The sequence below is a fragment of the Anabaena sp. WFMT genome, from assembly GCF_051781005.1.
Lineage (GTDB): Bacteria > Cyanobacteriota > Cyanobacteriia > Cyanobacteriales > Nostocaceae > Anabaena.
Genome location: NZ_JBPWOA010000032.1, coordinates 139,247 through 152,483, shown reverse-complemented (window position 1 = coordinate 152,483; position 13,237 = coordinate 139,247). Strand labels below are relative to the sequence as shown.

Here is a 13,237-nt window from a genome sequence, read left to right as displayed (position 1 = left end):
TATTAAATGAACCATAGCCAATCATCAATTATTGGTTTATTAATCTAAAAATCCTACGTCAACAATTACTTGAAATTTTTATATTTAATCTATGACTGCGAAGCCTATTTTTAATATTACATAGGAAAATAGGATACAAAATTATTGCATCCTGTTTTCAACGTGTATTCCTGAAATTTATTCAGCTTTTTAGGGTTTGCTGATAGCGTAGCGTGGCGTAAGCCATATAAACCAAAAACCTAGATATGTCAACAGTTTCAGGCTGAAAAAAGTAGGAGAAGGTGCAAGTAATAAGCGATGAAATCATCAAAAACCATTCATTTACCCAGATTCGAGACTATTCTGATCTCCTTCTAATTCTTCCTCCTGACTCCTGACTCCTGACTCCTAGCCCTAACGAAAAGACTTTTCAGCAAACCCTTTTTAGTCTTCGTCAAGTGCAGGGAAAAGTTCTTCAAACCGCCACAAACTATCTTTATTTTCAATAAACCAAATACGAGATGCTGTGGTTAACTTACTCCAAACAACTTCAGGGGGAAGATGAGGAGAAGCATACTGATATTCTTGACCAAGTTCTTTGAGATTAACAGCAACATCACCAGGAATACCAAAGTCTTCCCAGTCAATTTTTACATTTCTCCCAGTAAGTCCTGCCGCAGGATCAAAAACCAATTGTGCAGTTCTGATTAAGTCTGCGAAGTGTTGCGCTTTGAGTCCGATGATATCCTGGATTTCGAGTGATTTGTTAGGCTCTGAAGGCATTATAACTGAAGTGATGAAGATAGATGATTAATTGAATCTACCGCCAGAGATGATCCCGATAAATTTAGTTTAGCGCAGAAAATTAAGGTAAATCAATAAGCTGGATTAGTCAGTTTCAATTAAAACTGTCACTGCTGCCACTGCTATCAACATTTCGTCATTTTTATCATTGAGGGAAGGAATTGCTAAACCGTCCACTACCATTCCCCCAGCTTCTACGGTGAGGGTTTTGCGACCAAAGGGGAGTACGGCTAATACCTCTGCTTCCCGTACTTGTTCAGGGTAAGGAACTGCGACCTTGACTTCTACAATCATATCATTGGGGTCTTTTAGCCCTGCTACTTCCATAATACCGAGTAAGGCATTATGAGCGATCGCATTTCTGACCGCTCTCGCTGCTGCTACCGTCGGTTCCTGTCCATGCTGGTCTACACCCATACCCATTTCGATAATAAAGCGTTTCAGTGCCATAGAATAAGAAGTATTTACATCCAAATTAGTAAACTCTCGTCGGTTATTTTACCAAACCATCAGTCAGTTTAGAGCCAATCAGGACTTACGCAACTGGCTTGCTTTGTAGGGTGCGTCAGACTTCATGAATCCTGCAAATAAACAGATATTTGATATCTGACGTGGTTGGTGAGCTTGCCAAACCACACCATAAAATAGATGTTTGGTGTGACACTTGCGTAAGTCCTACCAATGACTGAAATGCTTACACAAAACCTGACGAGAGTATAATATATGATTCTATTTGTTATTTGAATAGTAAAGGTATTACCAAGAATCTTAATTAAGAGAGTGGTTTATCCTTAATGCTAGTGACACAAAAATTAATATGGGAGCGGATAGCCTTTTCATAAACTCCAGTCTGCGCTGTGCGTACTCCTATATGTTGATATATCAAGTTAATTTCTGGAAATTCACACCAATACATCAAAAAAACGTCTTTAGATGGAGTAGTAATTTCATAATTATTCTCTTGTCTTTTCTTTTTGAGTTTACAATTATTTAGTTTGAGTTTTTGTCTAAATAATTGTTCAAATTCTGGAATTAAATTTGCAGTAGTTTCCATAGTTTATACACGTTTAAATGCGTGGTTAGATAAACACCATTTTGTGATATTGCTAAGTGTGACACTTTCGCTACCTATCATAAGATTAGTATATCAGCTATAAGCAATTTTAAAATTGGGGCTTCTTTTTTTTCCTGCTCAGAGTGCGCCAAGAGAATACATGACAACAATAGAATACCTGTTCAAATTCTGCTATTTTTTTGCTAAATCTCGGTTTTACACGTTCTTTGATTTACCATTCTGAGGGTCAATTTTTTTTGGCAATTTCTTAAGAAATCTTTAAGATTATATTTTTCAAATTTTCCCTAACCTTGGAAACTTCGTTGTCGTAATTGTTCAGCCTACATACTTCATGAGCATTAACCGTCGTCAATTTCTCACCACCTTGGGATTAACTACCATAGCCACCCACATTGCCCCAGTTATCGCCGAAATTCAGACTGCACCAAACATTATCATCAAACCACCACATCTAAAAATAGGTGATACCGTAGGATTAATAGCCCCGGCGGGTATTATCGAACCCAAAGATATCGAAACCGCACAACAAGCTTTGACCAAGTTAGGGCTGAAAGTAATAACAGGCGCACATATTTTAGATCGTTATGGCTATTTAGCCGGAAAAGATAGCGATCGCACTCAAGATATTCATACCATGTTTGTAGACAATTCTGTAAAAGCAATTATGGCTATGCGTGGCGGTTGGGGTTGTAATCGTATTTTACCTTTACTGAATTATCCTCTCATTCGTAAAAATCCTAAAATAATTATAGGTTACAGTGATATTACTTCTTTATTATTAGCTATTAATGCTCGCAGTCAATTAATTACATTTCATGGCGCAGTTGCTACTTCCACATGGAATCAATTTACAGTTGATTACTTTAAAAACATCCTATTTGATAGAGAAAAATTAATCATGCAAAACACCCCCACTAATGAGGGGAAAATAGAAATAATTACACAGGGAAAAGCTAGAGGTAAGCTTATTGGTGGTAATTTGTCAATTGTAGCTGCAATGGTGGGTTCACCTTATTTACCATCATGGTATAAAAGCATTTTATTTCTGGAAGATATAGGTGAAGATATTTATCGCATAGACAGAATGCTGACACAATTAAAAAATGCCGGTATTCTCAATCAAATTTCTGGTTTTATTTTTGGACAATGCACAAATTGTCAATCAGGAGATGAACCAGCATTTACATTAATCCAAATATTAAACCATCATATTCAACCTTTAGGCATTCCCGCTTGGTATGGTTCTATGATTGGTCATATTAAAGACAAATTTACAGTACCTATAGGTTTAGAGGTAGAAATAGATACTAATAATGGCACAATTAAAATGTTAGAAGCTGCTGTAACTTAATTCATAATGCAACTGAGGAAGTTGAATAATGCTAAAATTTTTTGCAGATAGAGGTGGGACATTTACAGATATTGTTGCTATTACCAATAACCAGACAATCATAGACAGACTCTCAAAAAATACCGAACATTTTTTAATTGTCCCTCTGCCCAAGCATCAATGGGTGATAGTCTATAAATTACTGTCAGAAAATCCTGAACAATATCAAGATGCAGTAATCCAAGGAATTCGGGATATTATCGGACTATCTGCTAATGAACCCATTCCTGATCAAACAATAGAAGTAGTTAAAATGGGGACAACTGTAGCTACCAATGCGCTGTTAGAAAGGCATGGAGACAGAGTTGTCTTAATTATTACTAAAGGCTTTAAAGATGCGCTGAGAATTGGCTACCAAAATCGTCCTAATATCTTTGCTCGAAATATCATTTTACCAACAATGCTTTATGAACAAGTAATTGAAGTAAATGAACGATATGATGCAAAAGGCAATGAATTAACTTCTGTAAATATTGAGCAAGTTAAAATTGATTTACAGGCAGTTTATAGTACAGGAATTAAGAGTTGTGCCATTGTACTCATGCACAGCGATCGCTATCCCCACCATGAACAACAAATAGCACAAGTTGCCCAAGAAATCGGATTTACACAAATTTCTGTATCTCATCAAGTTAGTCCGTTAATGAAACTCGTAAGTCGAGGAGATACAACAGTAGTAGATGCCTATTTAACACCTATTCTCCGTCGCTATGTTAACCAAGTGGCTAGTCACTTACCCAATGTCAGATTAATGTTTATGAAATCTGATGGAGGGTTAACCAATGCAGAAAAATTTCAAGGGAAAGATAGCATTCTAAGTGGTCCTGCTGGTGGTATTGTCGGTGCAGTACAAACTAGCAAAAGAGCAGGTTTTAATTTAGTTATTACCTTTGATATGGGAGGAACAAGTACAGATGTTGCTCATTTTAAAGGGGAATACGAAAGACAATTAGATTCAGAAATTGCAGGTGCGCGGATGCAAGTTCCCGTCTTAGCAATTAACACCATTGCTGCCGGTGGTGGGTCAATTTTATTTTTTGATGGTTCTAGTTATCGTGTTGGTCCAGAATCTGCTGGTTCAAATCCAGGGCCTGCTTGTTATCGACGTGGTGGACAATTAACAGTTACAGATGCTAACGTCATTTTAGGAAAAATTCAGCCTCAATATTTTCCCGCAGTTTTTGGTAATGAAGGTAAATTACCCCTAGATCAAGAAATTGTCATTCAGAAATTTATTCAACTAGCAGAAAATATTACATCTGTCACAGGAAACTATCGAACTCCTGAACAAGTAGCATCTGGCTTTATTGCAATTGCTGTTGAGAATATGGCCAATGCTATTAAAAAAATCAGCCTCCAACGTGGCTATGATGTTAGTCAATATGTGCTTTGTTGTTTTGGTGGAGCAGGAGGACAAGTTGCTTGTTTAATTGCCGATACTTTAGGGATCAAAAAGATATTTCTTCACCCTTTTGCTGGAGTTCTCTCTGCTTATGGAATGGGTTTAGCCGATGTGAGAGCAACCAGAGTTACAGGAGTAGAACAACCTTTACATCAAACATTAATTCCTCAATTACAGCAGTTAATGGCATTTTTAGAAACCCAAGCTAGAAGTGAATTAAATCAGGAAGAAAATAATTTAGAAGAAGTAGTTAAAAAAGTTAATTTAAAATATGAGGCAACTAACTCTATTTTAAACGTTAATTTTACCTCAGATGTGGCAGAAATGCAACGAAAGTTTGAAATTGAACATAAATCTCGTTATGGGTTCATTCAAACAGAAAAAACCTTAATTATAGAATCTATTTCAGTAGAAGTAATACAAAAAATAGATACTCCTGAAGAACCATTAATTATTCGTAAACGCCTTGCAGAGGAACTTCCACAACCCATGAAAATAGTCCAGATGTTTACTGATGAAAAATGGCATGATACGCCAGTTTATCGTCGGGAAGATTTACAACCAGGAGATTGTATAAATGGTACTGCAATCATTGTCGAAAAAATCAGCACAATTGTCATTGAACCTAACTGGCAAGCGACATTAAATGAACGTAATCATTTAATTTTACATAGTCTTGTTTAGTTATATTTGTACTGACTGTAATTAATGCTAAAATAAACAAATAACACTTGGTATCATATTATGATGATTACTCAAGAAATAGTATCTGAACAAAACATCTTCCCAGATGTAATTTTCCCTCCTAGCGATTTATATAGTGATGAACCTCCCGTGGAAACAGAACTACATCTAGAGCAAATTATGCTCTTAATAAAATGTCTTAAATGGTTGTGGAAAGAAAGAAATGATTTCTATGCAGCAGGAAATCTGAGTATTTACTATAGTCCTAACCAGAAAAAAACAGAAAATTTTCGTGGGCCTGATTTTTTTGTAGTCTTAGGAACTGAACGCAAAACTCGTAAAAGTTGGGTAGTGTGGGAAGAAAATGGTAAATATCCTCATGTAATTGTCGAAATTCTCTCACCAACAACAGCCAAGACTGATAGGGAATCTAAAAAAGAACTTTATCAAGAAACTTTCCGCACACCGGAATACTTTTGGTTTGACCCCTATACATTAGAATTTGTAGGTTTTCAGTTAATAAATGGAAAATATCAACCCGTAAAAGCTAACGAAAAAGGACATTTATGGAGTGAACAATTAGGTTTATATTTAGGAATTCATCAGAGTTTATTACGTTATTTCACACCAGAAGGAAATTTAGTACCTACACCTGAAGAAACCGCAGAGAATGAAACTCAAAGAGCAGAACGTGAAACTCAAAGAGCAGAACGTTTAGCAGCAAAATTGCGAGAATTAAATATTGACCCAGATACCATTTAAAAAAATAACTGAAAGTGTAGGTTGGTTTTTACTACTCAACACAACCTACACAGTTCATGTTGAAGTTAATTATTTTAGGTTTAGGTACAAAAAATGTACACAACGTCTCAACCTGATCCTGTACGTTTAGAAATATTCAAAAATCTCTATCAATTTATCGCTGAACAAATGGGAATTGTTCTGCAAAACACAGCGACATCAGTCAATATTAAAGAACGGCTAGATTTTTCCTGTGCTATTTTTGATGCTTCTGGTTTATTAGTTGCGAATGCTCCCCATATTCCCGTACATTTAGGCTCAATGAGTGAAAGTGTTCGCTGTTTAATTAATGATCAAGGGGATACAATCAAACCGGGAAATATCTATTTATCAAATAACCCCTATAACGGTGGAACTCATTTACCTGATGTCACAGCTATTACCCCCGTTTTTTTGGAGAGGAGCAAAAATATTCCCAGTCCCCTATTTTTCGTTGCTTCCCGTGGACACCAAGCTGATATAGGTGGTATTACTCCCGGTTCTATGCCGCCTCACAGTACCACAGTGGCAGAAGAAGGAATTATTTTTGATAATTTTCTCTTGGTTGCACAGGGGGATTTTCAAGAAACAGCAGTAAGAAATTTCCTCTTAAATCATCCTTATCCTAGCCGTAATCCTGACCAAAATATTGCCGATTTTAAAGCACAAATTGCTGCTAATGAAAGGGGAGTACAAGAACTTGGCAAAATGGTCAAACAATATGGACTAGAAACAGTTAAAGCTTATATGCAGTTTGTTCAAGATAATGCTGAAGAATCAGTCAGACGAGCAATTGATGTTCTCCAAAATGGCTCATTTATTTATGAAATGGATAGCGGATCTAAAATTCAAGTTAAAGTGATAATTGACAGAGAAAATCGTAGTGCTAAGATTGATTTTACTGGCACATCTGCACAATTAAATAGTAACTTCAATGCTCCCAAGGCTGTTACTCAGGCAGCAGTTTTATATGTTTTTCGGACTTTAGTTGATGATAATATTCCCCTGAATGCTGGTTGTCTCAAACCATTAGAAATTATTATTCCTGAAGGTTGTATGTTGAACCCGATTTATCCAGCAGCGGTAGTAGCAGGTAATGTAGAAACTTCTCAAACTATTGTTGATGCTTTATATGGTGCTTTGGGTGTGATGGCTGCTTCCCAAGGGACAATGAATAATTTTACTTTTGGTAATCAAAAATATCAATATTATGAAACTATTTGCGGTGGTTCTGGAGCAGGAGCTAATTTTGATGGTACTGATGCAGTTCATACCCACATGACTAACTCTCGCTTGACAGATCCTGAAGTTTTAGAAACTCGCTATCCTGTACAAGTAGAAAGCTTTAGTCTGCGTCCCCATAGTGGAGGGAAAGGAAAATATTCGGGGGGTGATGGGGTGATCCGTCGTATTAAATTTTTAGAACCTATGACGGCTAATATTCTCTCTAGTCATCGCTTGGTTCCTCCCTTTGGATTAAATGGTGGAGAAGCTGGACAAATAGGACGCAACTGGGTACAACGTCAAAATGGAACTGAAGAAGATTTAGGCAGTACAGCAACTGTAGAAATGCAACCTGGGGATATTTTTGTGATTGAAACTCCTGGTGGTGGAGGATTTGGAGCAAATATTCTTACTCCTCCTTCTTAAAACTTACGGTTAATTAGAGAAATCTTGAGTATTTAGGATGGAACCTCTCTCCGCAATGGAGGCTGAGAATTTGGTCTTTGTATTATAAAAAAGTAAAGTTTCTCGCAGTTTTGAGTATATCAACAAATATTTGACATCTGATGCACCCTACAAAGCAAGCCAATTGCCTAAGTTCTGGTATTAACTGAGATTTGATGATGCTGTGGTTCAGTATTTAGTGCTAAAAGGCAATGTGTAGCTTTTTTATGCCTATGATTTGTAGCTATACTAACTCTAGTTTCATCATGATGTTGAGCAAATAGGCACAAGCGCTCCAAAAGGAAAATTTTTAGAGTTTGGGTGGATAAAAGATACATTCAGTCTTGGTAGAGATTGTGATTTCTGGCTGTCTAAAGAAGCTAAATGTGAATATCTAAGGAGATTCTATGCTAATACTTGGCGGACTTAGTAACTTGCAAATTTAAGTAAATCAGGCTACAAATTGGATTTCGTCACTTCATGGTTTGATTGGGTAATATTTGACTGATTTATTAAAAGTTCTAAATTTTTTATACTACATCTCAAAAATGTTTACTGTTTGGCTTTGTCTTGTTAGCTACCATGACGATTGAGTCATTTTTAACTCGTGTCAGTTAATAAAGTGTCACTCTCCACACTAGCTATTTGGTTTTAAAAGAGATATTCTTAATGAATGCAAGGAGTGATACCACTTCACCTTATGTTTGTTACAGGTTATCCTGGCAGTGCTTCCCCTAATAGCAATGTTGCGGATTCCAAATGTTGCATTACACAGTGATATGGTATAAAGTTATACGGGGGAGCGCTTGAGTAAGCAAAAAGGACTCAGGCGCTTTTTCGTGTATAAAGAAGTAGTCATTATTTTTCTGGTATCAATTTGTTGGTTTTCGTTAGCACTGGTAAAGATAGGAAAATACAGGGTTTAGTTAGTCAAATCGGTTTAATTAGTTTTTGAACCTTTTTTGTTGATTGGGTATGGTAGCTTTATTTCTGCTGTGCTGTGCTAGAGATAATAGAGACTGGCTATTTTTATGGCTAAGTCAGAAATAGAAATTACTTTTGTGGCGAAAGCTATTGGAATACATATGGATGCTGAGGATCTTAAACGACGCTATGTCGCAGGAGAGAGATATTTCCCATCTGCTCAGTTAAATAGAGTTAAGTTGATTGATGCCTATTTACCTGGAATCAATTTGTGGGGAGCAGATTTAAGTGAAGCTAACCTTGCTAAAGCTAAATTGTGGGGAGCAGATTTGAGTAGGGCTAATTTGGCTAAGGCTAATCTGACTAGGGCTAATTTGTGTGGTGTGAATCTGTGTGAGGCCAATCTCCGGGGTGCGACACTGCACTATACTAAGTTATACGGTGCAAATTTAACGGGTGCTTGTTATGACGACAGCACACGCTTTGCTAGAGGTTTTGACCCGGTTATTCATAATATGCGGAAGTTTTAAGTTGCTTGGTAGGAAGGGCTAATTATTATTTTTAAACTAAACGGTTTAGTCTAGAAATGTGTGTTTGAGCATAAATAGTAATTTCGTATTACTTTTTATATATTTTTACAAATAAGTTTTGTTTTTATCTTAAACTCACATCCCTACCATATCTTTTATCTCGTTCCCAGTCTCTGACTGAAATTAATCCCAAACCATTATCGCATTGTCATGCCTACCATATCTTTTATCTCGTTCCCAGTCTCTGACTGGGAATGCTATCCAAAGGCTCTGCCTAAAGCTTTGACTAAAGGAAGGCAGAATTCATTCCCATACAGAGTATGGCAACGAGAAATTCAAGCGCTTGAATCAGGTGAGCAACTTGCTTCCAATCCCTATTAGGGATTATGTGAAATTGCAATCAAAAATAAAAAAGCCTGTCAACACTAATTGTGTAGTTTCAATCCCTAATAGGGATTATGTGAAATTGCAATTCCGCCGATCTTCAAATAGTAACTCAATAGCTTGATTGTTTCAATCCCTAATAGGGATTATGTGAAATTGCAATAGATTTAGACCCAGAAATAATATCACCAAAGAATGGTTTCAATCCCTAATAGGGATTATGTGAAATTGCAATTTCTGTAGCCATCCCTAACATCGTCAACAGCTTTTTGTTTCAATCCCTAATAGGGATTATGTGAAATTGCAATCGTCCCCACCCATAAGGTATTTCCGGCATAGACCTGTTTCAATCCCTAATAGGGATTATGTGAAATTGCAATTTCATTAAATAAATATATACATAAAGATAGGTTGTTTCAATCCCTAATAGGGATTATGTGAAATTGCAATTTGTACAGGCAATCAGCTATATTAAGTATATTCAAAGTTTCAATCCCTAATAGGGATTATGTGAAATTGCAATAAATGGTACAGATTTCTATTGTTGGTACAGATAGATATGTTTCAATCCCTAATAGGGATTATGTGAAATTGCAATAAAGGATTGTTGTAGAATGGGTTGCTGTCCTTCGCAGTTTCAATCCCTAATAGGGATTATGTGAAATTGCAATCTCACAAATAATCAAGCCTGGAATCGTTGACCGTTTCAATCCCTAATAGGGATTATGTGAAATTGCAATAATCAATACACAGAAGGGCGTGCTAAAAAGCTTGGTTTCAATCCCTAATAGGGATTATGTGAAATTGCAATCAGTAGCTAATCCGGTGTTACCAGCATCAAGAGCGTTTCAATCCCTAATAGGGATTATGTGAAATTGCAATCAGGGGTGAATATTTCTAATGCAGGGCGTACAATATTGTTTCAATCCCTAATAGGGATTATGTGAAATTGCAATCAGAGGAAGCTGAATTTACAATTACTTCTGGAGGTAGTGGCGTTTCAATCCCTAATAGGGATTATGTGAAATTGCAATCAAATCAAATTATTTATGGTGAAGGGCATCCAGTAATAATGTTTCAATCCCTAATAGGGATTATGTGAAATTGCAATGTTCGATAAGCTTGGGATGCTTTGATATCAGATAAGTTTCAATCCCTAATAGGGATTATGTGAAATTGCAATTTGCATCAGCAAGCCACCTAGCTTGCTCTTTGGATGTTTCAATCCCTAATAGGGATTATGTGAAATTGCAATAGCGGGAGGCTGAAAGCCTATATATATGTAGTTTTCAAGGTTCAATTGCGCGGATGGCCTAATGATAGTCCATTTCAGGAATTGCGTCAAGGGGAAAAATCGCTCAAACCCAGTCTGTGTAAGGTGCGCGGATGGTTGTCCAACAGAAATAGCTTCTAATCCTTGTATAGAGAGAGATTCAGGCATTTTTTTGATTACCTCAAATTTTACACCTACCCATCCGCGCATTTGGGGCAAAAAATTAGTACATAATGGCGTAAATAAGCCATCCATTTGAAAACTCTAAAACCTTTACGGAATTGTATATTAAAAACGGGTTAAAAGTGTCATTCTGAAAGAAGTGTTCGCGTAAGAATCTCCGAGATACTTCGCTGCACTATGTTACGCTCAGTATGACATAAGTCCAGATTTCACCCGTTTGCAGTATAATTACGAATTACAAATTTTCTTCTGGTGTTGGTCTGGGAAAGGTTTCTCCGGCTAAGTAAGCGGGAAAATGCTTTTGAAAATATAACCAAGAGGTCATATCTTCACCTTCTAAGAAGGCTTTAGGTGCTTGCTTGTATAAAGGAACGCGGGTGTTGATTTCTTCTTGCAGTAGTGGTGGTAACTCTGTAAAACCGCCTACTTTGCTGCCAGTAGCACTGTAGATGAGATAACCAGGGCGTGTACCCATTTTCATCCAAGGCAACCATTGACCGATTCTATCCCAACTGAGTTTTAGTTCGGTGACGGAAGTTAATTCTGAGTTAACTAAGTCTGCACTGGGAACTGTGATTTTAAACAATTCTGCGGCTTGATAAATTGGTGATGGACAGTATTCGGTAAACTGAGGATCTTCTGCTAGGGGGTTGGGATAATGGGGAAAGAGGTCAAAGATAAAGGTGGTATTTTCTGCTTCTACTTGGACGGGAAGTTTGCCTTTAAACTTGCCTTGTACGGGACTGTTAGCAACGTGCATCACTGATACTGTTTCTCCTGTCCAAGGGTTTTCCCATTTGTGTAAAATTTCATCTGTCTCTGGGTGGAGATAATAAGTTAGTTCTCTGGAGGTAAAATCCCAGCGTCCTTCAGCAGTGAGAATACAGCGACTTACGCTCATGCCGATGATTTTAAATAATAGTTGCCGCTTTTCGCCAGGGACAAAGCTATATATTTTACCTGTCCAAACAAGGAAAGTAGATTCGTTAGAGTCTAGGGAAGAACGGGTTTTTACCCATTGTTGAGCATCAATTTCTTGGTTGTAGGCTACCATTTGCTGTTTCCTGATTTCACGACTAAATTAATTTTTTTCCACCAAAGTCCAGAAATAGCCATCTGGGGCAATAAAAGAAAAACTCTGTTCTCCAAATTCGTTACTGACTATATTAGTAAATTTTTGTACGTTACTTGCCCTTATCTTGTCAAAATAAGTTTGTATTCCTTGCACTCGGTAGGTATAAAGGCACATTCCTAAGCTTCCTGGTTGGGCTGCTTCAAAGTTTGATTCTAGGTTGATATGTTCTGGAAAGCGAATGATGTAGAGTCTGCCGCTACGTGCTTCCATTAGGTTAGTTGGGGAGGAACGGGGGTCATCAAAGGCTGTAACTATAAATTTTTCTCCCGGATTAAGGTCAAATAATTCTCGACCGGCTAGGGAAGATTCATAGTTGGTTTCTACGTCATCGCGTACACGTAATAGACCCAAAATATCTTCATAAAAGCGTAGGGTTTCTTTGCTGTCATCTTGAACAACTAAGCCTAGATGGGTAATTTGGCTGGTGCTAAAGGCTGCATGATGATTGATTTTGCCGTAATGGGGCATGACATAGCCAAAGCGTTGAAATAGTACTTGTCGAGTTAGGGGTTGCAGTAGGAGCATTTCACGTACTCCAATGGCAGGATCTATAAAAGGATGGCTTTTTTGGTCTTTGTTGTAAATGACTTCCCAGTAAGGGTATGAGTATCTGATTGTTTTATCAGTGATTTTGGCATTTTCGGCATGATTTAAGATACCTAGTAAGTCGGCGGTTAAGGTGGTAGTCCAGCGATTACCTTTAACTTTCATGGAACTGATGCCCAATCCTTGATTTGTGGGATTTTGCCAAGTCATGAGCCGAATTAAACCATGATCTGCGTCTTGATGGTAAAGACGAATTACTTTTAAGGGGGAATTTACCCAATATAGTTGATGGGCTGCTTCTGCGGTTAGTTCTCCTATTTGCCCTATGTGATAGCCGAACTGTTGCCAATATTGAAGTGCTGGAATTTGTTCGGGAACACCAATGCAGACTTCGTAGATACCTTGAATTGCGGTAGTTATTTGTTGATTCATGGAAAGTTTAGAATAATTCGTAATAGTGCTTACAGTTGCGCTAGGGAT

Annotated in this window: 10 protein-coding genes and 1 CRISPR repeat array; of the genes, 5 read left to right on the top strand and 5 right to left on the bottom strand. The window is 37.3% G+C overall.

Going from position 1 to position 13,237, the window contains the following annotated elements:
• Positions 1-423: 423 nt before the first annotated feature.
• The 3 genes from ACSQ6I_RS20835 to ACSQ6I_RS20825 all read right to left on the bottom strand — a co-directional run bounded on the left by ACSQ6I_RS20835 (position 424) and on the right by ACSQ6I_RS20825 (position 1,837).
• On the bottom strand, positions 424-762 hold the full coding sequence (locus ACSQ6I_RS20835; protein ID WP_438892202.1) for a hypothetical protein: 339 nt from the start codon (positions 760-762) through the stop codon (positions 424-426).
• A gap of 105 nt (positions 763-867) precedes the next feature.
• Positions 868-1,233 (bottom strand): Lin0512 family protein, encoded by a 366-nt coding sequence (locus tag ACSQ6I_RS20830; RefSeq protein WP_438892201.1) that lies wholly within the window; start codon positions 1,231-1,233, stop codon positions 868-870.
• Positions 1,234-1,555: 322 nt separating this feature from the next.
• A complete protein-coding gene (locus tag ACSQ6I_RS20825; RefSeq protein WP_323361249.1) occupies positions 1,556-1,837 on the bottom strand; it encodes a hypothetical protein in 282 nt (93 codons plus the stop codon).
• 352 nt (positions 1,838-2,189) lie between these two features.
• Here ACSQ6I_RS20825 and ACSQ6I_RS20820 point away from each other — a divergent pair, with 352 nt between their 5' ends.
• From ACSQ6I_RS20820 to ACSQ6I_RS20800, 5 genes are all read left to right on the top strand, one after another.
• The gene (locus tag ACSQ6I_RS20820; protein ID WP_438892200.1) at positions 2,190-3,209 is read left to right on the top strand and encodes a S66 peptidase family protein; all 1,020 of its coding nucleotides are present in this window, start codon (positions 2,190-2,192) and stop codon (positions 3,207-3,209) included.
• Positions 3,210-3,237: 28 nt separating this feature from the next.
• Positions 3,238-5,334: a hydantoinase/oxoprolinase family protein gene (locus ACSQ6I_RS20815; RefSeq protein ID WP_438892199.1), complete on the top strand. Its 2,097-nt coding sequence runs from the start codon at positions 3,238-3,240 to the stop codon at positions 5,332-5,334.
• 60 nt (positions 5,335-5,394) lie between these two features.
• Positions 5,395-6,096 carry a Uma2 family endonuclease gene (locus tag ACSQ6I_RS20810; protein ID WP_438892198.1) on the top strand — a complete coding sequence of 234 codons (702 nt, stop codon included), beginning with the start codon at positions 5,395-5,397 and terminating at the stop codon, positions 6,094-6,096.
• Positions 6,097-6,189: 93 nt separating this feature from the next.
• Positions 6,190-7,764, top strand: a complete 1,575-nt coding sequence (locus ACSQ6I_RS20805) for a hydantoinase B/oxoprolinase family protein (RefSeq protein WP_438892197.1) — start codon at positions 6,190-6,192, stop codon at positions 7,762-7,764.
• 1,103 nt (positions 7,765-8,867) lie between these two features.
• Positions 8,868-9,236 (top strand): pentapeptide repeat-containing protein, encoded by a 369-nt coding sequence (locus tag ACSQ6I_RS20800; protein WP_438892327.1) that lies wholly within the window; start codon positions 8,868-8,870, stop codon positions 9,234-9,236.
• Between the two features lie 364 nt (positions 9,237-9,600).
• Positions 9,601-10,875: a CRISPR direct-repeat array (repeat unit 37 nt; unit sequence GTTTCAATCCCTAATAGGGATTATGTGAAATTGCAAT).
• A 436-nt stretch (positions 10,876-11,311) separates the two neighbouring features.
• Here the strand turns inward: ACSQ6I_RS20800 and ACSQ6I_RS20795 are convergent.
• Positions 11,312-12,130, bottom strand: a complete 819-nt coding sequence (locus ACSQ6I_RS20795; protein WP_438892196.1) for a DUF1838 domain-containing protein — start codon at positions 12,128-12,130, stop codon at positions 11,312-11,314.
• A gap of 27 nt (positions 12,131-12,157) precedes the next feature.
• Positions 12,158-13,189 (bottom strand): VOC family protein, encoded by a 1,032-nt coding sequence (locus tag ACSQ6I_RS20790; protein WP_438892195.1) that lies wholly within the window; start codon positions 13,187-13,189, stop codon positions 12,158-12,160.
• Between the last annotated feature and the right edge of the window lie 48 nt (positions 13,190-13,237).

Bases quoted from the DNA above. Each gene is read 5' to 3' on its own strand.
- ACSQ6I_RS20835 (WP_438892202.1), bottom strand. From the start codon at position 762: ATGCCTTCAGAGCCTAACAAATCACTCGAAATCCAGGATATCATCGGA.
- ACSQ6I_RS20830 (WP_438892201.1), bottom strand. From the start codon at position 1,233: ATGGCACTGAAACGCTTTATTATCGAAATGGGTATGGGTGTAGACCAG.
- ACSQ6I_RS20825 (WP_323361249.1), bottom strand. From the start codon at position 1,837: ATGGAAACTACTGCAAATTTAATTCCAGAATTTGAACAATTATTTAGA.
- ACSQ6I_RS20820 (WP_438892200.1), top strand. From the start codon at position 2,190: ATGAGCATTAACCGTCGTCAATTTCTCACCACCTTGGGATTAACTACC.
- ACSQ6I_RS20815 (WP_438892199.1), top strand. From the start codon at position 3,238: ATGCTAAAATTTTTTGCAGATAGAGGTGGGACATTTACAGATATTGTT.
- ACSQ6I_RS20810 (WP_438892198.1), top strand. From the start codon at position 5,395: ATGATGATTACTCAAGAAATAGTATCTGAACAAAACATCTTCCCAGAT.
- ACSQ6I_RS20805 (WP_438892197.1), top strand. From the start codon at position 6,190: ATGTACACAACGTCTCAACCTGATCCTGTACGTTTAGAAATATTCAAA.
- ACSQ6I_RS20800 (WP_438892327.1), top strand. From the start codon at position 8,868: ATGGATGCTGAGGATCTTAAACGACGCTATGTCGCAGGAGAGAGATAT.
- ACSQ6I_RS20795 (WP_438892196.1), bottom strand. From the start codon at position 12,130: ATGGTAGCCTACAACCAAGAAATTGATGCTCAACAATGGGTAAAAACC.
- ACSQ6I_RS20790 (WP_438892195.1), bottom strand. From the start codon at position 13,189: ATGAATCAACAAATAACTACCGCAATTCAAGGTATCTACGAAGTCTGC.